Origin of the sequence: Paraeggerthella sp. LCP19S3_G8 (genome assembly GCF_052119225.1) — a bacterium.
GTDB lineage: Bacteria > Actinomycetota > Coriobacteriia > Coriobacteriales > Eggerthellaceae > Paraeggerthella > Paraeggerthella hominis.
Window position 1 is genome coordinate 214897 of the sequence record NZ_JBQKFQ010000002.1, and the last position, 25506, is coordinate 240402.

Here is a 25506-nt window from a genome sequence, read left to right on the forward strand (position 1 = left end):
AACGAGCGGCGGCGCGCTAGAGGAAGGAGGTCAAAAAAGCACGATGCACGCCCGCACGCGCCCCCGTCCGCGCGCCGCAAAGGCCGAAAGAAACAAAATAGCAAAGACGAGAAGAAACTATTGGCTAAGTGCAAATATTCATGAGATGATATCATTTGCAATTTTACCGAAAGCGCGCACGACCGAGAACATGCGAAGGCGTGCCGAATCCCAAAGCAAACCGCGTAGTGAAAAAGAGGTTTCCCATGTGGAGCAGTTGTCATCCTAAGTCCGACGAAGACATGCGAGAGTGCGCGGAGCTCGGCAAGTCGCTCAACCGTTTGTCGCAGCCCACCATCCTTACGCTGCTCGCATGCTCCGACGAGCCGTTGCACGGCTACGTCATCGTGCAACAGGCAGCATCTTCGCCCATGTTCGGCGGAAAGAAGCCCGACGCCACCGGCATCTACCGCGCGCTCAAGCGCATGGAGGAAGCCGAGCTGGTCACGTCGGAATGGGACGTACCCGAAGAGGGATCCGCCAAGCGCCTGTTCTCGCTGACCGACAAGGGTCGCTGCTGCCTGCGCCGCTGGATCGACGCCCTTGCCTGCTACGAGCTCACGCTCGAAGAGCTGCGCGGCCTGGCCGCGTCGGCCCTTGGAATCGACCTGCCCGACGCCCCTCGTTGTTCCCACTAGCAACAAGTTCCGAAAACGCGCCGCAAAACCACGCTAGGGCCGCAGCCTCTTTCGCATAGGTTGCGGCCCGCATTCGTCGCGCATGGTGCAGTGGTCGCAATCGTCGACCAAGCTCATTTCGATAAGATCCCACCCGATGGACTCGTAGCCAAGAGCGTCGTAGAACGCGCGACTCGAACCGCGCGAGACAAGCCTGAGCTCGCCGTGTCGGGAAAGCGCTTCGTCCATGAGGGCGCGCCCGACGCCGAAGCCCTGCCACGTTCGGTACGTGACAACCGGGTTCACGAACGCCACGCCCTCCTTGAACGTGACAACGCGAATGAACCCCACAACCTCGTCGTCTTCGTTCACCGCCACGCGCACGCCCTCGATGGAGGGAATGGCATCCATCCCCTCGGCGTTCGCGTACGAATCGAGCACCGCCTTGTCTTCTTGCCGCGCATCGCGGATAGAGAACAAATCGCAGACCACGACAACCCCCTTGTTCGTACGTACGCGGCAGGCGGGGCGAACGAACGCGCCGCACGCTCCGCCTGCCGGAAAAGCCCCGCCTAGAACGGCGGCAAGTATATTTTATCCCGCGACTGAGGAATGGCCTTCTTCCCCAGCTCTTTCAACCCTTTCACCACGTCGGGCATCAAGTCCACGGGAATGCCCATCATCATCATGGAATCGTCCACATCAGACGAAGCGCGGCACCCGTAGCACCCGAACGATATGTTGATCTCGCCCGACGTCAGAGGCAGCAGCGTGGTTTCAACGCACTGGGCATTATAGCCGCTTGCATGGAAATCATGGCGATGTCCCGTGTAGTACGATGTTGCCATAGACAGCCACATCATCTGCTCGGGCTTCGCGATCACGGCCACCACGTCGGCTGCGCACTTCGCGTCGTCGAGGGGGCACACCACCGTCGCATCCACCGTGCGAGGCTCCAAGCAGGGGCGCTCGTGAACCATGCGCTTCGCCGCCTCTACAGAATCCAGCTTATGGAACAGGATGTACAGCTCCCCCGACGCAAGCTTCTCCGGCATGGGCGTAAGACCCAGAATGGACGTTCCGTCCGGGCACGCATGGCGGTTCGCGGGCATCATGATCGACGCCCCGCGGCGAGCGGCCATGAGCGACTGGCAATAGCGCAGACGCTGTTCGGGAAGCGGCACGTCGGGAAGCGGCTCCCCTGCCTTGATAAGGGAGATGGCCACAGGATGCCAGCGCAATCCTAGGATCTCGCGCATCGTATCGGCCCATTCCTTGTACTGGGCTTTCACGGCCTCGTCAAGAGGCGGCGCCATCTCCCGATCGGCCTGGGCCGCACGCGCAGCGGCCGAGGCTTCGATGCGGATCGCGTGCGCCGGGCACTGTCCCGCACACGTCTCGCAGCCCCAGCAGTCGTCCAAGCGCAACGCCTGAGGAACGCCTTCCACCAGCTCGAACACGTTCACCGGGCAAAACGCCTTGCACAAGCCGCACTGCGTGCACAGCCTTTGGTCAACATGGATAGCGTAAGCCACCTCGTTGCTATTCGTCATATCAGCGTCCCTTCCATAACCTCCGCGCGAAACCGAAAACCGGCCTTCGAGCCCGTCGCGCAACCTTACCGCAGCGATTCCTTGCACCAAGGCGGATACACCCTTCGCCCGCACGAGTCCGTCAAGTGATACGAGCAGAACGGAATCGCGCGGCCATCGGGAACCGCGACCATCATGGAGCATTCGCGCAGCCGCTGCGTGTCCATGGACACCGCGTCCATGTAGTTCATGACGATCACCGAAAGCCCACTTGTCACCTCGACGCCCTTCTGAGCCAGGATGTCCAAGAACACCGAGCCCTGCGGGCTGTCTGGCGAGTACCCTTTGCGGTACTCTTCCATCGTCATCGCCCTGGTAGCCGGGTAGAAGCCCGACGGATGCGGCGCCACGCCCCGGGGAGGCTCGCCGTGCACGAAGAACACGCCGGTGTCGCACAGCGGGTTCGAGCATCCGAGCGGCCATACGTCGCGCGGGCCGATGAGCCCTTCCGACTGCTCGGCCAGCTTGAATATCACGTCCCCCGAGCTCATGGGCAGGGCGCGCTCCGCGTCGAAGCGCCCCGAGGTGAACGCCGGTTGAAGTGCCAAGCCCGCCACCACGTCCGCGTTGTCCAGGCAGAAGCGCAGCAGGTCCCCCAATTGCCCATCGTTCAGGCCGGCAACCACGGCCACCGACAGCACCACCTGAACGCCCACCTGGCGGCACCGCTCGATGACCTTCAGCTTGACGTCGAGGATGTCCCGGCCGCACGTCCCCTCGTACACATTGCCCGTCAAGCCGTCGAACGACAGGTACACCCCGGTGAGCCCCGCCTGCACCAGTTCTTCCAAATAGCCGTCGCGCGCGGCGATGACCAGGCCGTTGGTGTTGACCTCGATGCCCCAGAAGCCCTTTTCGCGACCCATGCGGATGATCTCGGGCAGATCCTTGCGGCACGTCGGCTCGCCGCCCGTGATCTGCACGGCACCGTCTGCGCCCACCGCGTTCACGATCACGTCGTACATGGCCTCGATCTCGTCCATCGTAGGATCGCCCTCGCCCGTTTCCGCGCTCATGAAGCACACGGGGCAATGCAGGTTGCAGTTGCGCGTGACCTCGATTTCCATGAGCGTTGCGCGACGCTCATGGCGAGAGCACGTGCCGCAGCCAAGCGGGCACGGCCCTGAAGGGGGAATGGCACCGCACGGCGACGTCCTGGGAAACGCGAGCGAGCGCAGCCATTCGTAGTGCGCGGCATCGGGCCACATGCGCGTAGCAAGCCTGCCGTGATCGGGACAGGTGCGCTCCATCCACACGACGCCCTCGGCGTCGGCGTACACGTCCGCGGGTAGCTCGCGCAAACAGTCCGGGCACAGCGCCGTGGTCTTGTGCAGCGGCACATGCTCGCTTCCTCTTGTTTTTTGCTCGCTCATCAGGTCTTCTTACTCGTCGATGTACTGACGGGGATCGTGCTCGTCGTTCGGAGGCGTGGCAACCCGGATGCCCATGAAGTCGACCCAGTCGAGCACGCGCTGCGGCACGAACAAGCCGGGCTGGTACGCGGCCGACTGCTTGATGGCGCGTATGCACGAGATGGCGTGCGCAAGGTCGGTCGATTCGTCGATGTCGGACACGGGGGACAAATAGGCGCAGGGCACGTCGCGGTCCTGAAGCTTGGCCATGTAGCCGTCAAGCGCCGGAACCCCGTCGGTGTTGTAATAGACGCTTTGATGGTTCACGGGCGTGTTGTGGCTGTACCCCACCAGCGACGTTCCGCACTCCTGGCAGGGCGCTTGCACGAAACCGGGCTTGCCGAGCGCCTGGAAATAGTCGAGCCATTGAAACGACTGGATCACGTGGGATTTGGGCAAGGTGGGAATGTCGCCGCCCACGGACACCACGTGCTCGTAGCCCAGATCGAAAAGCTGGCGAAACGCGTCGTCGAAATGGTCGTCGAACGTCGCGCCCTTGTCCGTGAGGTAATGCACCTCCATCGGCCACGGACCGATGGCGTCGTACGTCTCCTTCATAAGCTCCACGTTCGACGCCGGCGTCGTGGACACGAAGAAGTCGTAGGTGATCTTGTCGACGCTTGGGTCGGCCTCGACGGCAGCGTCGTTTTCAAGCTGCATCTCGATGAGCGCGTGCATCGAAAGCTCGCTCACGTCGTACAGGCTGCGCTTGAAGAACTCGGCAGCCTGCTCGGGGGTGAGAAACCCGCCTCGCTCGGTGGTCAAGCGCGTCTTTACCATACCCGGCACCGGAGGCTTGCTGAACAACAGCAATGCTTGCTTCTTCTCCGCCATGGGGACATTCTCCTTCTCGTCGTGTTTCTTTTCGTTATAAAGCAGCTGTTCACGACCGTCCGATCAATCGGACTTGCCGACGCTTTCCCCCGTCGGCCGCTCCCAGCTTAGAACTCTGTCGACCTTTCGCACTACGCAGTCGACGGCGTTGTAGCACCATGTGCCGATCATCGGCTCTTCCGGCTTGCACGATGTGAGGCAGTTCACGTTCGACTCCCAGATGCCCCCGAACGCAGGAGCGCCCGGCTCCCATTCGGGATGCCACCAGCCGTAGTCGACGTTCACAAGATCGTCGCGCATGCGCGCGACGGCCAGCACGAAGCAAGCGGAGCCGTTGTCGGTGGCAACCTCCACGCAATCGCCCGGAGACAGCCTCAGGCGCTCGGCCGTAGCCGCGCTCATCTCGGCCACCGGGTACGGCGACTTCTCCCTGAACGATGCGTTGTTGAAGTACATCGACGCGTTGTAGGGCTGCTTGCGCGAGCCGGTTATCATCGCCACGTGCGCCGCCCCCTTCGCCCGGGCGTCGTCGAGTAGTTCCTGCGAGCACAAGGTGATCGGCCTGGCCGGCGTGGGCAAGCGGGGGGCGCCCAGCCGCGGCAACAGCTCGCTCGCCAGCTCCACCTTGCCCGTCGTGGTTGCGAAGCCCTGAGGACGACCATCGGGGCCGAGCAGCTCGTGCTTGGCGTACGCGGGCTGCTGCCAGTACGTGCCCAGATCGCAGAACGTATCCCAGTTCACGCCCGCGCGCGCAAGCTGCGCCGCGAAGGCGTCGGCCAGCGTCTCTTCGGGCCACGCGTCCTTTTGCCCCAAGCGCAAGCCCAACTCCCGAAACACGTCGTAGTCGCACCGTCGTTCGTAGTAGGGAGGCACCGCGGCGGGACCGCCGTAGCCCATGTTCGCCACGCCGCCGTGCACCTGCAGCACGGGCCGCTCGATGGCGCCGGCGATCGGCAGCACGTAGTCGGCGATGCTCGCGGTGGGCGTCATGTAGTAGTCCAGAACCACCAGCAAGTCCAGCCCCATGAACGCCTCGAAGACGCGATGCGTGTCGGCGTACGTCAGAAGCGGGTTCGTGGCGTTCACGATAAGCGCGCGCACCGGGTACGGGTCGCCGACCTCCATGGCGCGCAGCACCAGATGCGGATGCGCCGAGGTCAGGTAGCGCTCCGGAAGCGTGCGTCCCAACCGCTCCGTAAGAGGGCGAACCAAGTCGTAGCCGTCGAAGCACTGAAGCGGGGTGTGCGGCGTGTTCAAGCAGCGCGCGCGATGCTCCGGCTTCAGAGCGTCGGTCATCTCGAGCTCCATCTCGGAAACGAAGTCGGGGGCGTCGGCCAGAACGCAAGATCCCGGCTTGTCCACATTGCCCGTGACGGCGCGCAAGCAGCAGATCGCGCGGTGCGTCGGCGCGACGTTCGCGCCCGCCTGGTCGATGCCGCGGCCCGAAACGAGGGCGGCGGCTCCGGCCTGCGCGAACAGGCGCGCGGCGCGCACGACGTCGTCAGCCGGCACATCGCACACACTGGCCACGTATTCGGGCGTGTAGTGCCGTACGCATGCGGCCAACTCGTCGTAGCCGAAGCACCAAGCGTCCACGAACGCGCGATCGACCAGGCTCTCGGCAATGATCACCTGCAGCAAGCCCAAGGCCAGCGTGCAATCGGTTCCCGGGCGAACGGGCAGCCACAGATCGGCGACGGCCGCGGCTTGCGTGCGCCGAGGATCGACGACCACCAGCGGCGCGTCGGACTTCGCGAACCGCAGCACGGAGCGCCAGAATGCCGAGTTGTCGGATTCCGCCGGGTTCGTGCCCCAAAGAAACAGGCATTCCGTAACACCCGGAACAATGTCGGCCTCCACCGTCCACCCGAACGTCAGAACGTCCATCCAGATGCGCGGGTTCCAGCAGATCTGCCCGATGCCCATGTTGTTCGGGCTTCCGAACAGGTTCATGAAACGATGCAGCGGCCAAAACGAAGCGTGCGGGCCGCCGATGGCGCTGGCAAGCGTTTCCGGGCCGTGCTCGGCAGCAAGCTCCTGCAACCGCGCCGCAATATCGTCGAGCGCATCGTCCCAGCTCACGCGCTCCCACTTCCCGCTGCCGCGCGACCCTGCGCGCCGCAACGGGTAGTTCACCCGATCGGCGCCGTCGAGGGCGTCCAGGTTCATGCGCCAGCGGCGACATCCCGCAAGAACGCGAGCATCGTAGGGATAGCGCGCAGGATCGGGGTCGATCTTCACCACGCGCCCGTCCTCGACCGTGGCGAGAAGCGCACAGCAGTATCCGCAGTAATGGCAGTTCGTAGGCTTGATTTCCGTGGTCACGAGATCACCTCCGGACTCGTTTCGACGCGCTGGCCAACGCCGGCGGCGCAAGCAGCCTTGGGCGGCTCGAGAGACGCGAACGCCCGCGAACTCGATGCGCCCTCCACGGCATCAAGAGCGTCGTCGAAAAGAAACCGGAGTTTCATGTACGAATCGGCTCGACTCCAATCGATGCGCCAATCGTACAAAAGCTCCAAGTAGTGAAACGCCGAGATCGGCGCCGCAAACATTTCCAACTGCAGCGCGCAGCTCATGCACGCCACCACGAACGCGCTCGATCCGGCCGCGCGAGCTTCCTGGCCATGGCGGCGCGCGGCGTCGTCGGCGCGATCGAACTTCCCAACCGCCCGCAGCAACGACCCGCAGCAGTACGAGCGCTTGCGAATATGAGCCAGCTCAACCATAAGGTCGGCGGGCATGAGCGCGCGCACGCCATCGGCGAATTCCCCGGTATCCCGATCAGGGCACGAGTCGTGCACGCTCGCGCGCACCTCGGAAGCCGCGACTCCCGTCTCTTGCGCCAGCAGGCGCCGAGCAACGCCTTCGTCGATACGGTAGCCCAGGTTGGCCAGCACCGCCGGCAGCGCGACAACCTGGATGCCGGCCGTACGCTCGTCGGCCGCAAGCGCGGCGCGCAGGGCCTGCACGCAATTGGGACACGCAGCCACGATGCGCTCGACTTCGGAAGAGCGCAAACTTGCGCGCAGCTGCTCTTCGAACGAAGCGCGCACGGCGTCTCCGCCAGGTTCGTACGACAGTATCTTTCCGCAGCACAAAAGCGAGACGCCGTCGACGCAACCCGCATCCGAAAGAGTGTCGTACACAGCGTTGACCAGCGGCAATCCGTAGTTGATCAGCGAACAGCCAGGGAAGAACACCGAAGAACACGGGCGCGGATCGCCCGGGACGCGCTCAACCGCGATCTCAAGTTGCGGGAACCCACACGAAACAATGCTTCGCGCCAGGGCGTCTTCGAACACGTACTCGCTCATGCAACCCTCCCCCGTCCTCTCCATCGTCTATCCCCTCCGGTCAAAACCGCGCATCCGGGCCGCAGGCATCCTTGGAAGCCCGCAGCCCGGCGCGGGCGAATTTAGAATTGGTTATCGCCGTACGTCCACTTGGAAATGAACTCCGCGTCCTTTTTGGCAACGCGATTGTAGTAGCGGTTCTCGCCCGGAATCTCGGCGCGATCATCGGTGTTGACCACCATGAAGCGCAGCAGGCAGCCGCCGCACAGCACCAGGATGGGAGCCACAACCTGAGCAGCCGGCGAATGGCCGCCGCCCAGGTACATAAGCAGCGGCACCACCAGGCCCAGACCCACCATGCCAACCCAGAACAGGCCCGCATACGATCCGCGCACCCACCGACGAGCCGCCGCCTTTGCGGTCACGTTACCAGCACCCGCGAACGACAGGACCATGGTCAGCAGCACGATGAGCTCGGCAATGACCAGCACGATGTCGGCCACGTGCAGGATTTCCAGCACAACTTCGGACACGACGAACGACTCCAGCGAAAAAGCCGCAGGCCAACCGCCGATGGACAAGACGATGGCGGCGCAGCCCGTCGAGATGGCCGAAATGGTGAACAGCACGGGAAGCGCCGGGGTCGCCCAAAACGCATGGGCTTTCAGCGTGGACAGCATGATGCCCGTGTACATCATGATGCACAGCCCGAAGAACCCGGCAACCAGCAAGGAGAAGTCGGCGGCGGGCTTCAGAAGATCGGACAGGCCGGCAAGCACGGGCAGCGCGTCGCCGACGAAGGCGAGGAAGAACACCAACGCGAACACCGAGGCGATGACCAGGAACGTCGCGCCCCATTTGATGATGGACTTCGACGTTGTCCACACCCTCCAGAACACGCCCGGCTGGCCAAGGTCGACGATCAGGAACACGCAGCCCAAGGCCACGCAGCCCAGGGCCACGAGCACCGGAAGCGCGAACACTTCCGCATGACCCGGAACTACGAAGCTGTTGAAGATAGCAGCCAGGAACAAAACGCCGCCAGCCAAGCCGCCCAGGAACAGGTAGAGGGCGATGGGGGGCTCCCAGTAATGATGCTTCATTATGCCTTACCTCCCAAATCAGGAATGTAGTAGATCTGAGGCTCGGTGCCCAGCTCTTCGAAGAGACGCTCGGTCTTCACCGATCCGATAAGCTTGGAAACTTCGCTGTTCGGATCATCGAGATCGCCGAAAATGCGAGCCTTCTGATGGCAGGTCAGCACGCAGTACGGCTGCGCGGAGGGATCGAGCTGGCGCTTGTCGCGGCAGAACGTGCACTTGCGCACGAAGCGGTGCATGCGATCCTCCAGGTGCGAGGCGTCGCGCATGCCGTAGGGGCAGGCGTTCACGCACACCTTGCACGACAGACATTTTTTGGGGTCGACCCACACGGTTCCGTCTTCGTCTTGCTGGCTTGCGCCCGACGGGCAGCAGGGAACGCACTCGGGGTTCTCGCAGTGCATGCACAGCAGCGGCTGCCAGCTCTTATGGACGTTGGGCCAGGTGCCCTGCGCGCCCTCGGTAACCACCGGGTTGTAAATGATGTCAAGCGGAAGCTTGTTCCACGTACGGCAAGCAACCGTGCAGGAATGGCAACCGATGCAGCGACGTTGGTCGATGACCATAACGTAACGAGTCATGTATCTATCCTTTCTTCCCGCTCGGCAACTAGTCTTCGACGGGGGCATACGACATGTCGTAGCGCTTGCCCGTCGCCTCGTCGATCAGATTTCCCGTGGCCGCGTCGTAGAGCCACCCGTAGTACGCGTCGTGGAACGCGCCGCTTTCAGGATCCAGTAACCAGCCGCTGTTCGGATCGTAGACGTACGGAAGGTCGCCAAGGACGGCGCAGCCCGCCTCCGCGTTCCAGGTCAAGTTCTCGGGAACCTCGAACGGGGCAGCCGCCGCACCGGGATAGCAGCGGACGCCCGCCACGACCACGATCTCCTCGCGATCCATCGTGTACAGCTTGCCGGTCGCGTCGTCCACAAGGCACTCGCCCGCCGCGTCGTAGCGCCAGCCGGTGTACGCGTCGTGGTACGCCTTCGTGCGGGGGTTGACAAGCCAACCCGATTCGTCAAGACGGAAATGCGTGTCCTTCTGGTACAGGGCGTTGTTCTGCCACACCCATTCGTATCCCTCGGGAACGTCCTCGGGAGGCTGCGGCTTCTCGAACGGAATAGGCTCGCGTGCAAGCTTCTGGTCGCTCGGCATGACCGTGACGCCCGGCTTAGCCGAAGATCCGGGGATGGAGAACTGGGTATCCTCCGGCTTGTACTCCTTGTCGAAATCGCCGCACTTGTACACCTTGCACATCAAGCCGCGGTTCGCCCACGATCCGCCCATCGGATCGCAGTGCTCGTCATCGACCGAGGTCAGCACGTTGACGTTCGACTCAAGGCACCCGAAGGGATTGTTCAGGTCGGCGGAGCCGTCGCGCTCGGGGAACCACCAGCCGCGCGGCGCGAACACCACGTTCGGATGGACCTCCGCCTCCACGTTGGCGCGCATCTTGATGCGGCCGCGACGCGTTTCTATCCAGCACCATTCCCCGTACTCGATGTTGAGCTTCGCAGCCAGTTCCGGGTTGATGGAGAAGTACGGATCGGGATACAGGTAGCGAATGCCCTGCATCTGGAAGTGCTCCGAATGGTGGTACGGCATGAAGCCGCCGCCCGTGGTGAGCACGATGGGGTATTCCGCAGCGATCTCCGGGGTGTCGATCTCGTTTTCGATGCAGCCGATGTAGGTGGGCATGCCCGCGTAGCCAAGCTCGCGCAGGATGGACGAGTTGCACTCGACCTTGCCCGAAGGCGTCCAGAAGCCGCCGTTGGTCTTGAACTTGTTCTGGTGCAGCGGCGGATAGTACATGCGATAGTAGTCGACGAAATCGTCGTAGCATTCCACGCCGGGCAGGCCCAAAGGCTGGAGAATGTGGAAGTAGGCTTCTTCCTCGGTCTCCCAAGGCCAGTTGGCGGGATCCTGGCCGCACGCAAGTCCCAGCTTGCGCCAGAACGTCATGTCGGTGTGGCGGTCGTACTTGGGCTGCATCGCGCGCTTCCCGCCCATGATCGAGTCGGTTGCGCCGTAGTGGGTGACGATGGTGGGCCGCTCAAGCGCGCCCGCCGCCGGGAACACGTAGTCGGACAGCAGCGCCGTGGGGGTCATCCAGTAGTCCACCGTGACCAGGAACTCGCACTTCTTCAGCGCTTCGAGCGTCATCTTGGCGTCGCCGTACGAGTTGACGGGGTTGCTGGCGTTCACGATGAGCGCGCGCACCTGGTACGGGTCGCCCGTGATGATGGCCTTGAAAACGCTGGGGCCGTGCGCCTCGCAGAACCACTCGGTGGGCAGGGTCTTGCCCCACGTGCGCTTCGCGTTATCGGAGATAAGCTGGTAGCCGGGCCACGAGGTGAGCTTGAACTTGTTGGAGCCGATCTGCTTGCCCTTCTGATCTTCGGGCAGGCACTCGTTAAGCTCCATCTCCTCGTCGGTAAGGTAGTTCAAAGCGGGGCCGGGCATGCCGTCGCCGCCGGGAACGTCCAGGTTTCCGCAGATCGCGCGCATAAGGGCGATAGCGTGGCTGCCGGTGGTGGAAGCGCGACCGATCTGGTCCCACGTGCAACCCCATTGGATGCAGCCCGGCGTGTTCATGGCGTACAGGCGCGCGGCCTCGCGGATCTTGTCAGGCTCGAGCCAGGTGATGGGGGCGGCCCATTCCGGCGTGTACTCGGCGACGTGCTCTTGAAGCTCGTCGAAGCCGTCGCACCACTCGCCCACGAAATCGTAGTCGACAAGGCCCTCGTAGATGATGGTGTGGAGCATGGCAAGCGCGAGCGCCGCATCGGAACCGGGACGCAGCGGCAGCCACAGGTCGGCTTTGGAGGCCGTTTCGGAATACCGAGGATCCACGACCACGATCTTCAAGCCGGCTTTCTGCAGGTCCGTGTAGCCGTTCATGCCGCCTAGCGTGGAGGCGCCCGGATTCATGCCCCAGAGGATGAGGCACTTCGCGCCCATGAGGTCGGTTTCGAACGGCGACCAACCCGCCACGCAGGTTTCGGCCATGAACGTGGGGATCCAGCACAGCAGCGCGTTGTGGAACCCGTTCGGCGTGCCGAACTGATTCAGGAAGCGGCGGCGCGCCCAGTCGTCGGTGCGCGTGGTGCCGCCCGCGGAAGCAACCGCTTCGGCGCCGCTTTCCTTCTTTATCTGGTTCAGCCGATCGGCAACTTCTTGGATGGCCTGGTCGTACGGGATCTTCTCCCAGTTGCCCTCGCCCTTGCCGCCCACGCGCTTCAACGCATGGTTGATGCGGGCGGGGTGGTTGACGTGCAGCAACGCACTGGTGCCGCGACAGCACAATCCGCCTTGGTTCGAGTAATCGGGATCGCCTTCGATCTTGATTACGTCGCCGTCTTTGACGTAAGCGAGCACGCCGCAGTTGGCATGGCAGAAATAGCAGAGCGACTTGACCATGGTGACACCCTCTTGATGGATGTCCACCTCGGTCGATTCGGTATCCGGGCACACAAGGCCCTTGAGACCGCTCGACGTCTTGGAAATCTCCGTCATCTACCTTCCCCTCTTCTTCTCGTCCGTTTTCCTCACCGTTTAACCCTGTCGTACCGTTCGCATGATTATGCGCGGGAGCTCCGCTTGGCATGAATGCTCTCGCTCGCGCGGATCATCCACGCCAGTGTATAAAACGCCCGTTCCATCCACATCACCCCGGAAGCTCTAAATTCCGCCAGCGAGTAAGCCCGCTAGTATTAGTTGATCGGACCTCGATTTCCGCGCCGACCGCTCGCCTGGGCATTTCGCGCGCTCCCGGGGACATGGCACGGTTCCCCTGGATCGAACCGGCGCAGCAGCAGCTCGTCTTCTTCAACCGCCAATTGGCATCGTGCTTCTCGTCTTCTTTAGTTGCTCGATGCCAACAAGTAGTAGATTAGATCTGCTAATTGATTATAACCATGCATAAAAGCATGTGCTACCCCGATAATGGATTTTTGCGCCCCCGACGATCCAAAAAAAGAGGATAACGATGCAATGAGTCCGCCCCTATCGGGTACGGCTCGTCGCGGGACCCGAGGAAAGCCCGCCGCAAAAGCGATATCATGAAGCGGTGGGCACGACGAACAATCAAGGAGCAGCGATGGAAAAAGGGACGCATACGTTCACGTTCATGGGCACCGCCGCCGGGTGCGGCATACCGGCCTTCTTCTGCGACTGCCCCGCCTGCAACGAGGCTCGTCGGAACCCGCGCGCGCGGCGCGGCGATTGCGGCGTCATGGTGCGGGGCGCGAACGCCGACGGCTCGCCAGGCAGGACCGTGCTCATCGACACGCCGCCCGACGTGCGCCATCAACTCATCCGAGAGGACGTGCGCACCGTGGACGAACTGCTGTTCACGCACGCGCACTTCGACCACATGGGCGGTCTGGGCGAGCTGGAGTACCTTGTGCAGCTTGTGCGCAAGGCGGCGCTGCCCACGTACGGCAGCGCCGCGACGCTCGAAGGCATCGGCCGGGAATTCCACTACATGACGGGCTGCCTGGACATGCGCGAGATTCAGCCCTACCAGTGCATCGAGCTGGACGGAGCACGCTACACGGCCCTGCCGGTGACGCACGCGCCCGGCACGTACGGATACCTTATCGAAACCAAGGAGACCCGCCTGTTCTACGCGTCGGACACCGGCAAGCTTCCCCCTGAAACGGCCGAGCGCGTGAGAGGCATGGACATCATGGCCATGGACGCAACGTTCTGGAAGCGAAACTGGTCGCCCGACGACCACCACAGCGTGCAGGAGTGCATCGAAGAGGGGTTGGGGCTTGGCGCCAAGACGCTGTACCTCACGCATTTGGCCATGCACTACGACGAGCCCGTCACGCTTGAAGAGCTGGAGAACTACCTCGAGCAGTACGACGGTCGCGTGAAGCCCGCCGCCGACGGGCTGTCGCTTTCGATCTGACCCCGCTGTTTTCAAACCGCCGCCCCGAAGGAGCACGTATGACGAACCAACCTCTTCCCCGCCCCGCGAAAACTATGAAAGCCGTCGTTTGGGACGGCGAGAACCTACAGCTGGCCGATCGGCCCCGACCGCGTGTAGAGGCGGCCACCGATGCCGTGGTACGCGTTACGCGATCGAGCATTTGCACGAGCGACCTGCACATACTCCACCATGCGGTACCGCGGGCCGTGCCCGGCACCGTGCTGGGGCACGAATTCGTGGGCGTAGTGGAATCGGTGGGCGCGAACGTTGCGCGCGTGAAGCCCGGAGACCGCGTGGCCGTGAACGTGGAGACGTTTTGCGGAGAGTGCTTCTTCTGCAAGCGCGGCTACGTGAACAATTGCGAACGGGGCGGCTGGGAGCTGGGATGCCGCATCGACGGCTGCCAGGCCGAGTACGTGCGCGTTCCGTTCGCGGACAACGGCTGCACGCCCATCCCCGACAACGTGACCGACGAAGACGCGCTGTTTCTGGGAGACATTTTGGCCACGGGCTATTTCGGAGCCGAAATAGCCGAGATCGAGCCGGGCGACACGGTGGCGGTCATAGGCGCCGGACCGGTGGGGCTGTGCGCCATGATGTGCGCGCGGCTTTACGGCGCCGCGCAGGTGATCGCGTTGGAAGTGGATGCCGAACGCAGGACGCTAGCCATGGAGCGCGGGCTGGCGGATGCGGCGATCGACCCCGCCGACGCAGCAACGGACCCCGAGCAAGCCGTGCGCGCGTTGACCGAAGGGCGCGGCGCGGACGCCGTCATCGAGTGCGCCGGCGCATCGGGAACGTTCGAGCTTGCTTGGCGCGTGGCCAGGCCCAACGCCGTGGTGTCGGTCATGGCGCTTTACGAGGAGGACCAGGTGCTGCCCCTTCCCCGCATGTACGGCAAGAACCTGGTGTTCAAGACCGGCGGCGTGGACGCGCATTGCTTGGACCGCGTAATGAACCTGATCGCTGCGGGGCGGTTGGACACCGGGCTTTTGATCTCGAAGCGCTTCCCGCTGAACGAGGCGCTTGAGGCGTACCGCGCGTTCGAGGCTCACGAGGACGGTTGCCTGAAGGTGGTGCTGACTCCCTACGAGGAGTAGGGAGCGGTTTGGCGATCATGATGACGACAACCGCGAGCCCGACGTCGCGGTTCGCCACTGGGGCGTTTTCGCTGCGCCTTCACCCGAGCCGTGTCAATGCTGGTCTAGCACGGAGAAGTCGGTGCTTAGGTACAAAATCACCGGTCTGCGCTCTTGGGCAAGGGCTTTCGACAACTGTCGAATCCGCTGCATCTCGGTGAGCTGGCTCGTTGATGCAAGCGCGCAAAACGAATGCAGGCGATGAGCAGATCCAGCAGCGCAGACCCGTGATTTTGTACCGCGGATGGGTCGGCCTCCATGGCAAACCAGCTTCCGGTACGCCGAGGGCTTCCACGACCGAAAGACAGACGAGCGCGCTTGGCTACGACACGGTCCACGTGCCCAGCAAGGCCAGATGATCGGTGCCGCTCACGTTGACGGTTTGCAGGGAGCCCACGGACATGCCGCTGCTCTTGGAATAGACGATGTGGTCGATCTCGATCATGGGAGGCACCGGGAACATGGCGTAATCCGGCTCGGACGGGTACGTCATGTGAAAGCCCTCCCCCGCTTGCTGCGAGGCGTCCACCAGCGTGTCGCCGAGCATCTTGCGATAGCGCGAATGATCCCATGTGGAGTTGAAGTCGCCCATGATCAGGTATTCGTCGTCGTACTGGCGAAGCGAGCTCAAGTTGCGCAGGCTTTCGTTCCAGAAGCCCCGCGCGCCCGACTTGGGCGACGTAGGATGCGTGCTGACCAGGCGCACCATATGCGACCCGGCGGTTACCGTGGCAGCAGGAACGGAAGACCCCGTGATGGGCAGAATGCTCGAAGACGCGTCGCTCATAGGAGCAAGCGCGTAGAGGACGTTGACGCCGCCGTTGTCGTAGGGGCCGGGCTCGCCGAACACGTGGTACGGAAGCAGCTCGTCGATGCCGGCCGCGGCAAGCCGCTCGATCAGCGAGGCGCTAACCTCCTGGAGCGCAAGGACCTCGACGCGCTGGTCGCGGACGATCGAGACGATCTGATCGGCATCGGCCAAGCCGTTCTTGGTGTTAAGGGTCATGATGCGCATAACGGTGTCGGCAGACGTCTGGACGGGAACGGGCTCCACCGCTTTCGGCGCTATGCGCGAAGCGGGCAGGAAGAACCCTGCGTGCCAGAAAACCTGGCATGTCAAGCAGAGAGCCGTGAGCACCGAGAGGGCTTTTCGCCTGGTGAAAGCCGCAACAAGAAGCACGGCCACGCTGGGGATGGCGAACCACGGAACGAACGCCGCCACTTCGGGAATGAGCCGCCCGTTGCTGAGGACGGAGGGCGCGTACCGCGAGGCCATGCCGACGACGATGCAGGCAGCCAGCGCCCACAAGAGAACGCTTGCGATCGTGCGCCCAATAGAGTGCCTGGGTCGTGCGTTACGAGCAGCGTGCTGCCCTTCGTTCGGCTCCATAGATCCCTCGCTTTCGAATGGCGTGCGCGGAAAGGCCAATCTATCACACTTCGACAAACGACACAGCATCGGAGACATCATGGCTCCCATCGTCTCGAACGACCTTAGACCTCCGTAGAAAGACTCGAAACTCGTACGATGCATTTGTTCATATGACGGGTTGTTATCAAATAATGGGATCAGTATAGTAACGCCCTTGGAGAATGTCGGAGATGATGTCCGCGACAGCACCATCGGAAAGAGGATCGTCGTCCACAACCCAAGCAAGAAGCAGGTTCGTCAACCCACCCGCGAGAAAGGCATCGGCATATCCGCGCGTACGTCGAGGGTGCTTTCCTTGCACTTTCTCCGTTGCGAGAGAAATAGCACACAGAAGTTCATCATATACGAGCGCATCAAGGCCGTTACGATACAGCATGCAAAGAAACGTGCGATCTCGTTCGAACGGAAGCAGCAGATCGCGAACGACATCGGACAAATCTACGATTTCACGCTTGTCGATGTTCTCGAACCCACGCCTTAGCTTGATGCGCAAGAACATGCGTATCACCTCGTCTTTTCCATTAAAAAGCTGGTAGAAGGTCTGCCGCGATACTCCAGCTTGCGCGCAAAGCCCCGTAATGGTGATCTTTTGATAAGGTCTAGATTTCATAAGCTCGTATAACGCCCAAGCTAATGCATGTTGAGATTTGAGCGCCGATGGATTTTTTCCAGAATACATGACGGATTTCTTTCTTTGTCAGGTTAGTGACACCGCGTGCTTTGACGCGGGAGAAAGCATCCGATAAAGTCTAACAAATGTCAATGTTACGACTTGTTGATGGCGCCCTAGAAGGCGCCATTACTGCCGAAAGGAGAAGCTCACTACATGCATCAAAAAGTTCAGCCTCGTTTCATGGCCACTTTGGCGGTTTTGCTATGCGTAAGCATAGTGGGATATTTAGCCCAAACCATCTTCGCTACTGGATTGCCTATTTTCATGGACGAATTTGGCGTAGACTCCGGTATGGCGCAATGGGCGTCCACCTCTTACTCGATCGTCTTGGCAGTCATGATTCCCCCCACTGCCTACATTACCCATCGGTTCACAACCCGTCAGGTTCTTCTCAGCTCTCTCGTACTGCTTACCGTCGGTTCGGTAGCGGGTTTTTTCGCGCAAAGCTTTGCAATGCTCGTATTAGCACGCGTATTCCAAGCAGCCGGTACAGGAGTTTTATACCCTTACCTCCAAATTGCCATTTTCAAGGTGCTGCCGCAACATCGCTGGCAGCTTGCCATGGGCGTTGTTGGATTGGTTATCTGCGTAGCACCCACCATAGGGCCAACGCTAGGCGGCGTGCTGATAGACTCGCACGGCTGGCGTTTCGTGTTCGCCATGCTGGCTGTTGCAAGTTGCGTTATGACCGTAGTGGCTTTCATAGTCGCACGCAACCTTACAGACAGCGAAAAGAGCGCTCTTGATTTCGTCTCTCTTGCACAATCGGCCATACTCTGCGTGGGCATTATCGTCTCGTTTTCCAATATAAGTTCATTTGGCGTGACGAGCCTATTCGTATGGGCGCCTCTCGCGATCGGCGTGTTGACTGCCGTCCTGTTTGTTCGTCGCCAGAATAGGCTTTCACATCCTTTTTTGAACTTAACAGTATTCAAAAATCAGCGCTTCAACATGGGAACGCTCATCAACGCTCTTATGAACTTTGTCAACTTGGGAGTCACGTTAGTTGTTCCCATTTACGCACAAAGCATGTGTGGGTATTCTGCAACACTTTCCGGCATGCTCTCGCTTCCGTCAGCCATTGCGATGGCAGTGTGCAGCTTGTTAGGCGGAGTTCTCGCAGAAAAAGTGGGTGTACGACGTTTGACCTTGATTAGTAGCGCAGTTCTTTGTGCGGGACTTGCCGGTATGGCATTCTTTGATTTCGAAACACCCGTTTGGGCTATCATGTTCTTCCAAGTGCTGCGCGGCGTGGGCATTGGCCTTTCGATGCAGGTCTTGACGACATGGTCTCTCGAAGCCGTAGATGATCTAGTAGAAGACGCTGCTGCGGTAAACAACACCCTCAAGCAAATAATCGGCGCTATGGGGTCTGCCGTCATGGCGGTGCTGCTCTCGCTGTTCGCAGGCGGAGCCGTCCAGGCGAACGAAACGTCCATTGCGGCTTTCCAGATGACGAACTGGGTTGGCTTCGGCTTGGCCGCCGTCTGCTTGGCTCTTTCGTTCATATTCGTGCGAACTCGAGCAAACAACGAAAATGCAGCTTCGAAATCGCCTTCCCCAATTGAGGTTCTGATAGACAGAAACCCTTTGTTTATCTCGGAAAACGCACCTGTATCCGATCTTGTTGAACTCCTGGTTGCCAATAAAATCAACGGTGTTCCCGTACTGGGATCTGAAAGGCGCGTAACGGGATTCGTAACCGACGGCGACCTGCTTAGCTTCACGGGCGCGCATACTGCACTCACGGTCGACGCAACGTACGAAGTACGCGAAATACAGGATACTAAAACATTTGCCGAACGATGCAGCGCACTCATGCAGCTGCAGGTAAAAGATATTGCAACGAAAAACGTGATTTCGGTAGAATCGAATGCCACTATAGACGAAGTGTTCGCAGTCCTCAGTAAACGCAAAATCAAGAAAATTCCCGTCATAGACGAAAATCTGCTAATTGGCACCATCAGTCGTGACGAGGCGGTACGACACCTTATGGATGTTATGGTTGATCTAGGCGCAAAGCAGCAAGCCCCGATCAAAACCGAAAACAAGTGTTAAAACAGCTTCCGCACTAATGCACGAAACGACTCAGTCAGACCACCCTGCGCATCATCGACGCTGCTGCCCCCATTTCAAGTCGCCTAAGAACGAGGTAAACCTCAAGGAGGCCTACCTCGTTCTTCACAAATTCTGGCAATCTTTGCATTTTGAAGTGGAGAGAACTTAGAAACCTCGAACGAGCCTCTAAAAGCTCTTAACATACTGGCAAACGCATTGCCAATGAAGACCATAACGATACGCATGCCAACATCGTGTTTCGAGCATCATCCCCAGAGATCGCGCTCAGAGTGTTGACGTCAGGAAAATATGTTGGCGACGGCAGTAGCCTCGCAATGGGCGCTGCAGATGCAAGCTAACCACAAGCGTCAGCGAAATTGCAATGCCGAGGCACTCCATGCCCTCGTCAACAGGAACATAGTCGATGCTGGCCTTTCGCAGTACCAAATCGAGATTCAGCTCGCAAGCCTTAACGCGAGTGATGGCGATTCTTGCCGTTGCCGCAAAGCACGCACACGAAAATACCATGCCCCTCGTGCTGATTCCTAGAACTTTTTGTATGATGGATTTTTTGTTTTACCACATCTTTCTTCCATCCTCTTCATGGTCAAAAACAGCAGTCGCAGCCATTAAGCCGTTCTAAAGAATGCCTATCCCTTGCAAAGTTTGTGGCTATTTTTCGCCATAATTCTCCTAGTATAGAGCAGCGTAACGGTGTTCCACCGAGCGGTCCTTGCACAAAGGCTGCCAACAGAGACGTGAACTACAGCCTGTATGGAAACAGGAAAAATCTTGCCACCAATCATCTATCCATGCGACCATTGAGCAAAACGATACATCGACCATGCAAGCCGCCAGCCCAAGAGGAAAGAAACAGTAGCCACTGCGTTTGGCGACTTATTGCTCACAAGTTTCGCACCATGTCGCGATATATAACCGAAAGCTCATGCGCCTTCGTTCTACTCTCGTAACCGTGGTTGCAAAAACGCGAAACCGGCATGATTCCCAGCAAAGAATTAGTGACGAACATTTCGTCTGCCGATATTGCATCATCCACGGTGACGACAGCCTCCTCAACATCTGCGTGTTCCATCACAAAGCCCCGCATGATGCCGGGAAGAATACCCTCCGCAACTGAGGGCGTTATAACTCGACCGTCGCGAACGATGAACAGATTCGTAGTTGCCCCTTCGCAGAGATGGCCTTGGATATTACAGAACAGAGGCTCGTCTATACATTGTTCGCGAGCCCTACGCCTTTCATAGACGCAATCGGCATAGTTCAGCGTTTTGTGAAAAGTAAACGGAGAAGTCTCGTTGCGGCGCACAGAACTTACGCTGCAGGAAAACCCCTTGCGATAATCCTCTCCGACATACGTGTTGGAGCGCAAGGCCACCACGAGATTATGAGACGTGACCGTGACTTTCAATGCCTGTCGCTCCGGCGCATCGACTGGCCGAGAATCAAGAGCCTGCCGTACGCGCTCGAGTACACGCTCCTTGGGCACATCAATGCAGAGAAAGCGCAAGGCCTTGTCTAGACGATTCAGATGCTCCTCGAGCAAAACAGGACGGCCGTTCTCCACCGCCACAGTCTCAAAAGCGCCGAAACCGAAAAAGAAGCCGTCGTCGGCCGCCACCATATCGCTCATCTCGTTTCCCGTTCTTCAATAGCCAATGCTTCCAGCACCGCCTTGGCCTTTTGCAAGGTTTCCTCGTATTCGAAATCGAAATCAGATTCCACGGTGATCCCCCCGCCGACGCCTAGATACGCTGTTCCGTTTTGACATACCGCCGTACGGATAGCAATATTGAGATCGCAGTCTCCGTTTGCAGAAAAGTATCCAATAGAGCCCGTGTAGAGGCCGCGGGCATCTCGCTCAAGCTCGTCGATGATCTCCATAGCGCGAATTTTCGGCGCACCCGTGATGGACCCTCCCGGAAACGCCGATTGTACGAAACGCAACGCGCTTTTGCCAGGCGCCAGCACTCCTTCCACAGTCGCCACAAGCTGAAACACTGTCGGGTAGGCCTCGACGACAAACTCCGGATGCGCGACGATAGTTCCCGGTGCGCATGCGCGAGCCAAATCGTTACGCTCCAAATCGACAACCATGAGAAGCTCGGCATTATCTTTGGAACTTTCGGCAAGATCGGCCTTAAGCGCCTCATCTTCTTGAAGCGTTCCCCCCCCTCTTGCGCGTTCCTTTGATAGGACGAGCAAGAACGTGCCCGCCCCGTACCTGCAGGAAGCGCTCCATGCTCGCACAGCAAATCTGATAATCCGTCGCGGCATCGCCCCCCTGCCCGCATAGATACGCTGAAAAGGGAGCAGGATTATGACAGCGTAGGTAACGATATGCATCGTAGGGGTCTGCCGGGGCCGAGGACCTCAGCAATTGCGTCATGTTGGCAACGTATATGTGCCCGTCAACCATATAGCGCACCATGCGGTCAAGGGCGGCGCAATAATCGCCGGCACTGAAAGAAGCATCAAAGCTCGCCTGGCGCTCGTGCTTTAACGGCGTAGGCGCCGGCGTGACCTTATGCAACAATCCAGTCGCCCATGCAAGGGCATCACCATGGCTCATGCGAACGCCCTGTGTGCACAAATACAGCTTCTCGTTCGCAATATCTTCCACAAACAGCAGGTCATAGAAAGAAAAGGAAGCCTCAGGAATGCGCTCGCGCGGCAAGTGTCGCGACGCAATCTTGCACGCCTGAAGCCCCATGCTATACCCAAGATAGCCTAAAGCGCCGGAGATGAGAGGGAGGCCGGTGGTATTGGGCGCCGCAGCATCATCGAGGTAGGCGCCCAATTGTTCAAAGAACGAGAGGGGGGACGCAGCGCCATTGACGTAGCAACTCCCCCCGACTTGCTCGACGGTGGCATACGGCATCAGCCCCACCAAAGAGAACCGTCCCTGATCGCTCTTCTCGGAGGAGTCAAGGAAAAGCGCTTGAGGCATAGCCTTAACCAACTCGAACAGGTCAGAAAGCGGTTTATAGAAGCGAAATACATGAACGGCCGTGGCCACGAGTCCCCCTATCGCGCCGTCTCGCAGCACACCACAAAACGAGACAGAAGCTCATGCCCATACTGGGTTCGCGCCGCTTCGGGATGGAACTGCACACCGTACAGCGGCAGTTCTCTATGCCGCAAGGCCATGATCGCGCCGTCTTCGGAGCGCGCGTCAACGGAGAAAAAATGGGGAAGCTCGTCGTCGTCAACCACTAGAGAGTGGTAACGAACAACCTCGAACGTCTCGGGCAAAGCCTTGAACAATCCTTGGCTGTTGTGTCGAATCGCGGTAACCTTTCCGTGCATGGGACGCTTGCCCCGAGTCACGCGCGCGCCGAGCACGTCAGCAATTACCTGATGGCCTAGGCACACTCCCAACAAGGGGATGCGACGACGCGCAGCCAGCCTCACGATATCGCCGCAGTTGCCGCATTCTTTGGGGCTTTTGGGCCCAGGGGAAACCACGATGCCCCGAAGAAGGCCCGCATCATCCATGTCGCGCACGGTCTTGGCGTCGATACCGTCATTCTCGTACGTGTCCATGCGAACGCCCAGCTCACGAAAATAGCTTACGAGCATCTGCGTGAACGAATCGTAATTATCCAGCATCAAATACACTGCTTGCCTCCTACGCTCCTCCGGCAAAAAACACTGCCGCAAAAGAAAAACTGCCACCCATCCGCCGTCACCGGCGAATAAATGGCAGTTTTCCCACTTGTTGATTTGGGACACACCCTCTGTTTCAACAGATTGTACCCGTTTAACAAGTGCTTGCAAGAAAATACTAGGAGTTCCCCTCGCAACGCCCGCCATACACGAAACGTCCACACTCCCCCATGGAGCTTGTCTTGCTTGATTCGCGTCGACAGTTATGGTCGCAGCTTTCCCTTATATCGCTCCGTCTTTTTCAAGCTGATCGAGGCAACCGGCTTCTAAGATTCAAGATACGTTATTCGCTAGCCCACCGTTTTGGTTGCTAGATTCGTTTGAGAGTGCCTCCATTTGCATTCCGAACCCACCTGACCGATCATCAATTCACCACTTCTCCGGATGAATTGAATTTGCTTCGGCCCCAATGACCCCATTCAACCCAAAGGCGTCAAAGCCACCTTTTTTGTCCCTGCTCGCGAAACGCCTTAGCCCATAAACCCACTAAAGCCGCGATCGAGTTCATTAAACCCAGCTCAGCTTTAGGGGGGGTCGCTTCGCGCGGTTCTCTTTATTTGGCCGTCAAAAAAACAATCAGACCTCCGCCTTGACTGCCTCGGCCATGATGTAGCCGTAGTTCATGGCAGCATCGAATCCCATCGCGTAGACGCGGCCGTCCTTCTCTTCGATCGAGCCGCAAACGTCGCCGGCTGCGTAAAGGCCCGGAACGGCGGTGCCGTCTTCCTTCTGCACATGGCAGCTCGTGTCGATCGCCAGACCGCCGGTGGTGAGGTAGAGCGTCGGCTCGCAGGAAACCACCCAGATGCCGTTGTAGGTGTCAAGGTAGGGAAGGTTCTTGCGCCCGAACTCGTCGGGCTCGCCGGCGAGCGCATGCTGGTTGTGCGCGTCGATCGTCGCCTTGAGCTCGGGCAGCTCGAGCGCTTCGGCGGCTGCTTCGACGGAATCGTAGTGAACCATGTCGCCGCGGTCGACGAGGCACTTGTAGATGTCCATCGCGTACGTCTCGTTCTTCATCGTGGTGATGTAGCCCGACTCGTCGGTGATATGGAAGAACCGGCCGCCGTTGTCGGGGTTGCGCAGCGCCTTGCTCATGACGCCGTGGTTGTCCGACATGATGTTGCCGAACTGTTTGCCGCTTCCGTTGACCATGATGCCGGGCGTGGTCTGGTACAGGAAGGCGATCTCGAAACGGGAGCCCGCCTGCGCGGTCGTGGAAAGATAGGCGCCGAGATCGCGCCCCATGCACTCGACGGCTGCGCCCGCCTCGATTCCGAGCTTGATCCCATCGCCGGTGGAACCCGGCGCGCAGTTGAACTTGTACTCTTCGTAGCCAGGGTAGTATTCGGCGATCATCTCGTTGTTCGCCGCGAAGCCGCCCGAGGTGAGGCAGACGGCCTTTGCCGAGACCTCCCAGGTGCTGCCGTCTTTGCCCTTGGCCTTCACTCCCGTGACGCGGCCTTCGGCGTTCTTCACGAGTTCGGTCACCGGCGTGGCGTACACGATTTTTCCGCCAAGCGCCCCGACGCGATCGACGAGGTACTGCATGGCGTACCCGCAGCCGCCCATGTAACAGCCAGGCGCCAGGTAGGGCGTGATGCCGTAAGCCTTGTTCACGCCGAGGCTGTAGAAGCCCACGCCGATTTTGTGCATCCAGTCGACGAGCTTGCCGGAATTGTCGTACATGGCGGTCTGGTAGGGCATCTCGCCGTTGAAGCGATCGTTTTCGGGGACGATGTACTTCTTCATGACGGCGAGCATGGCGTCTTTGTTGAACATGGGGCTGTCGTCGAAGCGGCCCAGGCCGTAGTTGGCCTGCAGCTCGGAGCCTGCGGCGGCGACGCCCGAGTAGGTCATGGACATCGAACCGCCGGGGATGTCCTGCTTCTCGAACAGGATGACGCTCTTGCCCTCTTCGAGCAGGCGGCACGCGCTGACGAGCCCGGCGGTGCCGGCGCCCATGAACACGACGTCGACGTCGACGGTCTGCGCGGCGCCGCCCGTCCGTTCGACGGGACCCTTTTTGAAGTCGGAAGCGGAGCCGCCCGCGCTTTCGATGGCGTCTTTGACGGCCATGGTGACGGCCATCGACGTGGTGGTTGCACCCGTCACGGCATCGACGTCGAGGTTCTTGGTTTCGAGCAGCCTTGCGGCCATCATCGGGGCGGCTACCGAGCCGACGCCGATGGTATCGTCGCAACGCAGGACTTTGATGTTGGCGATGTCGCCGCCGGACACGGTGACTTCGGTGATCAGCTCGTTGTCGTGGCCCATGGCCTTCCCGATCCATTTGCCATCGGCGAAGCTGTCGGGCACCTTCTTCTTGCCGGCTTCCCCACCCTCGGGCTTATCTTCGGGTTTCTTCGGTGCAGAGCACCCGGCAAGTCCGCTAAGCGCGGCGAGCGAGCCGACTGCAAGGGACCCCTTGATAAAATTCCTGCGATCGATTTCCATGGCATTCTCCCTCCTTGAGGCGTATACGTGTAGGCGTCGTCCATATTCTCCGGATCGCTTGCCTCTGGGTAGAATACGTCCGTTTTCAAGAGCCGGCATCACCGAATGTCGGTGCATTTGCGAATGAGGAAAATTCATTGATTTTGGGTTAGATGCTACCTTTTCCCCAGTTCGGAGCGGTCATACAAAAAACGCGGTACAGCTTGTTCCCAGCTGCTTAACCATTTTTTCGAG

Annotated in this window: 20 protein-coding genes; 4 read left to right on the top strand and 16 right to left on the bottom strand. The window is 60.1% G+C overall.

Annotated features, from left to right (window positions below; all coding sequences use genetic code 11):
• The first annotated feature begins 245 nt into the window (after positions 1 to 245).
• On the top strand, positions 246 to 677 hold the full coding sequence (locus tag ACTQZK_RS02795; protein WP_114567025.1) for a PadR family transcriptional regulator: 432 nt from the start codon (positions 246 to 248) through the stop codon (positions 675 to 677).
• A gap of 33 nt (positions 678 to 710) precedes the next feature.
• Here the strand turns inward: ACTQZK_RS02795 and ACTQZK_RS02800 are convergent, their stop codons facing one another.
• The 9 genes from ACTQZK_RS02800 to ACTQZK_RS02840 form a co-directional block, all read right to left on the bottom strand.
• On the bottom strand, positions 711 to 1148 hold the full coding sequence (locus tag ACTQZK_RS02800) for a GNAT family N-acetyltransferase (protein WP_441898353.1): 438 nt from the start codon (positions 1146 to 1148) through the stop codon (positions 711 to 713).
• Between the two features lie 80 nt (positions 1149 to 1228).
• Positions 1229 to 2209, bottom strand: coding sequence for a DUF169 domain-containing protein (locus ACTQZK_RS02805; RefSeq protein WP_441898355.1), 981 nt, complete (start codon positions 2207 to 2209; stop codon positions 1229 to 1231).
• Between the two features lie 65 nt (positions 2210 to 2274).
• A complete protein-coding gene (locus tag ACTQZK_RS02810) occupies positions 2275 to 3621 on the bottom strand; it encodes a radical SAM protein (RefSeq protein WP_441898357.1) in 1347 nt (448 codons plus the stop codon).
• 9 nt (positions 3622 to 3630) lie between these two features.
• On the bottom strand, positions 3631 to 4494 hold the full coding sequence (locus ACTQZK_RS02815) for a TIGR04282 family arsenosugar biosynthesis glycosyltransferase (RefSeq protein WP_114567029.1): 864 nt from the start codon (positions 4492 to 4494) through the stop codon (positions 3631 to 3633).
• Positions 4495 to 4557: 63 nt separating this feature from the next.
• A complete protein-coding gene (locus ACTQZK_RS02820) occupies positions 4558 to 6819 on the bottom strand; it encodes a molybdopterin-containing oxidoreductase family protein (protein ID WP_428421654.1) in 2262 nt (753 codons plus the stop codon).
• Positions 6816 to 7835, bottom strand: coding sequence for a heterodisulfide reductase-related iron-sulfur binding cluster (locus ACTQZK_RS02825; protein WP_428421656.1), 1020 nt, complete (start codon positions 7833 to 7835; stop codon positions 6816 to 6818). The genes ACTQZK_RS02820 and ACTQZK_RS02825 overlap by 4 nt, the downstream gene beginning before the upstream one ends.
• A gap of 77 nt (positions 7836 to 7912) precedes the next feature.
• On the bottom strand, positions 7913 to 8893 hold the full coding sequence (gene nrfD, locus ACTQZK_RS02830; protein WP_428421658.1) for an NrfD/PsrC family molybdoenzyme membrane anchor subunit: 981 nt from the start codon (positions 8891 to 8893) through the stop codon (positions 7913 to 7915).
• Positions 8893 to 9471 carry a 4Fe-4S dicluster domain-containing protein gene (locus ACTQZK_RS02835; protein WP_225748744.1) on the bottom strand — a complete coding sequence of 193 codons (579 nt, stop codon included), beginning with the start codon at positions 9469 to 9471 and terminating at the stop codon, positions 8893 to 8895. The genes nrfD and ACTQZK_RS02835 overlap by 1 nt, the downstream gene beginning before the upstream one ends.
• Before the next feature lie 28 nt (positions 9472 to 9499).
• Positions 9500 to 12406 (bottom strand): molybdopterin-dependent oxidoreductase, encoded by a 2907-nt coding sequence (locus ACTQZK_RS02840; RefSeq protein ID WP_428421661.1) that lies wholly within the window; start codon positions 12404 to 12406, stop codon positions 9500 to 9502.
• Between the two features lie 583 nt (positions 12407 to 12989).
• Here ACTQZK_RS02840 and ACTQZK_RS02845 point away from each other — a divergent pair.
• A complete protein-coding gene (locus ACTQZK_RS02845; protein WP_441898361.1) occupies positions 12990 to 13808 on the top strand; it encodes an MBL fold metallo-hydrolase in 819 nt (272 codons plus the stop codon).
• Positions 13809 to 13846: 38 nt separating this feature from the next.
• On the top strand, positions 13847 to 14929 hold the full coding sequence (locus ACTQZK_RS02850; protein ID WP_441898363.1) for an alcohol dehydrogenase: 1083 nt from the start codon (positions 13847 to 13849) through the stop codon (positions 14927 to 14929).
• Positions 14930 to 15290: 361 nt separating this feature from the next.
• Here the strand turns inward: ACTQZK_RS02850 and ACTQZK_RS02855 are convergent, their stop codons facing one another.
• Together ACTQZK_RS02855 and ACTQZK_RS02860 are read right to left on the bottom strand one after the other, a co-directional pair.
• Entirely contained in the window at positions 15291 to 16358 is a 1068-nt protein-coding gene (locus ACTQZK_RS02855) for an endonuclease/exonuclease/phosphatase family protein (RefSeq protein WP_441898365.1), read from the bottom strand.
• Between the two features lie 166 nt (positions 16359 to 16524).
• The gene (locus ACTQZK_RS02860; protein ID WP_114567037.1) at positions 16525 to 17079 is read right to left on the bottom strand and encodes a TetR/AcrR family transcriptional regulator; all 555 of its coding nucleotides are present in this window, start codon (positions 17077 to 17079) and stop codon (positions 16525 to 16527) included.
• 147 nt (positions 17080 to 17226) lie between these two features.
• Here ACTQZK_RS02860 and ACTQZK_RS02865 point away from each other — a divergent pair, with 147 nt between their 5' ends.
• Positions 17227 to 19131: a DHA2 family efflux MFS transporter permease subunit gene (locus ACTQZK_RS02865; RefSeq protein WP_441898366.1), complete on the top strand. Its 1905-nt coding sequence runs from the start codon at positions 17227 to 17229 to the stop codon at positions 19129 to 19131.
• Between the two features lie 904 nt (positions 19132 to 20035).
• On the opposite strand, the gene ACTQZK_RS02870 is transcribed toward ACTQZK_RS02865, so the two are convergent.
• The 5 genes from ACTQZK_RS02870 to ACTQZK_RS02890 all read right to left on the bottom strand — a co-directional run bounded on the left by ACTQZK_RS02870 (position 20036) and on the right by ACTQZK_RS02890 (position 25272).
• Positions 20036 to 20782, bottom strand: coding sequence for an aminotransferase class IV (locus ACTQZK_RS02870; RefSeq protein WP_114567040.1), 747 nt, complete (start codon positions 20780 to 20782; stop codon positions 20036 to 20038).
• Positions 20779 to 21399 carry a chorismate-binding protein gene (locus ACTQZK_RS02875; protein WP_441898519.1) on the bottom strand — a complete coding sequence of 207 codons (621 nt, stop codon included), beginning with the start codon at positions 21397 to 21399 and terminating at the stop codon, positions 20779 to 20781. The genes ACTQZK_RS02870 and ACTQZK_RS02875 overlap by 4 nt, the downstream gene beginning before the upstream one ends.
• Positions 21299 to 22168: a chorismate-binding protein gene (locus tag ACTQZK_RS02880; RefSeq protein ID WP_441898369.1), complete on the bottom strand. Its 870-nt coding sequence runs from the start codon at positions 22166 to 22168 to the stop codon at positions 21299 to 21301. The genes ACTQZK_RS02875 and ACTQZK_RS02880 overlap by 101 nt, the downstream gene beginning before the upstream one ends.
• Positions 22169 to 22176: 8 nt before the next feature.
• Positions 22177 to 22761 carry an anthranilate synthase component II gene (locus ACTQZK_RS02885; RefSeq protein WP_441898370.1) on the bottom strand — a complete coding sequence of 195 codons (585 nt, stop codon included), beginning with the start codon at positions 22759 to 22761 and terminating at the stop codon, positions 22177 to 22179.
• 633 nt (positions 22762 to 23394) lie between these two features.
• Complete coding sequence (locus ACTQZK_RS02890; protein ID WP_441898372.1) at positions 23395 to 25272, bottom strand: FAD-dependent oxidoreductase; 1878 nt, start codon at positions 25270 to 25272, stop codon at positions 23395 to 23397.
• Positions 25273 to 25506 lie beyond the last annotated feature (234 nt).

Bases quoted from the DNA above. Each gene is read 5' to 3' on its own strand.
- ACTQZK_RS02795 (WP_114567025.1), top strand. From the start codon at position 246: ATGTGGAGCAGTTGTCATCCTAAGTCCGACGAAGACATGCGAGAGTGC.
- ACTQZK_RS02805 (WP_441898355.1), bottom strand. From the start codon at position 2,209: ATGACGAATAGCAACGAGGTGGCTTACGCTATCCATGTTGACCAAAGG.
- ACTQZK_RS02810 (WP_441898357.1), bottom strand. From the start codon at position 3,621: ATGAGCGAGCAAAAAACAAGAGGAAGCGAGCATGTGCCGCTGCACAAG.
- ACTQZK_RS02815 (WP_114567029.1), bottom strand. From the start codon at position 4,494: ATGGCGGAGAAGAAGCAAGCATTGCTGTTGTTCAGCAAGCCTCCGGTG.
- ACTQZK_RS02825 (WP_428421656.1), bottom strand. From the start codon at position 7,835: ATGGAGAGGACGGGGGAGGGTTGCATGAGCGAGTACGTGTTCGAAGAC.
- nrfD (WP_428421658.1), bottom strand. From the start codon at position 8,893: ATGAAGCATCATTACTGGGAGCCCCCCATCGCCCTCTACCTGTTCCTG.
- ACTQZK_RS02835 (WP_225748744.1), bottom strand. From the start codon at position 9,471: ATGACTCGTTACGTTATGGTCATCGACCAACGTCGCTGCATCGGTTGC.
- ACTQZK_RS02840 (WP_428421661.1), bottom strand. From the start codon at position 12,406: ATGACGGAGATTTCCAAGACGTCGAGCGGTCTCAAGGGCCTTGTGTGC.
- ACTQZK_RS02845 (WP_441898361.1), top strand. From the start codon at position 12,990: ATGGAAAAAGGGACGCATACGTTCACGTTCATGGGCACCGCCGCCGGG.
- ACTQZK_RS02850 (WP_441898363.1), top strand. From the start codon at position 13,847: ATGACGAACCAACCTCTTCCCCGCCCCGCGAAAACTATGAAAGCCGTC.
- ACTQZK_RS02855 (WP_441898365.1), bottom strand. From the start codon at position 16,358: ATGGAGCCGAACGAAGGGCAGCACGCTGCTCGTAACGCACGACCCAGG.
- ACTQZK_RS02860 (WP_114567037.1), bottom strand. From the start codon at position 17,079: ATGTATTCTGGAAAAAATCCATCGGCGCTCAAATCTCAACATGCATTA.
- ACTQZK_RS02865 (WP_441898366.1), top strand. From the start codon at position 17,227: ATGCATCAAAAAGTTCAGCCTCGTTTCATGGCCACTTTGGCGGTTTTG.
- ACTQZK_RS02870 (WP_114567040.1), bottom strand. From the start codon at position 20,782: ATGAGCGATATGGTGGCGGCCGACGACGGCTTCTTTTTCGGTTTCGGC.
- ACTQZK_RS02885 (WP_441898370.1), bottom strand. From the start codon at position 22,761: ATGCTGGATAATTACGATTCGTTCACGCAGATGCTCGTAAGCTATTTT.
- ACTQZK_RS02890 (WP_441898372.1), bottom strand. From the start codon at position 25,272: ATGGAAATCGATCGCAGGAATTTTATCAAGGGGTCCCTTGCAGTCGGC.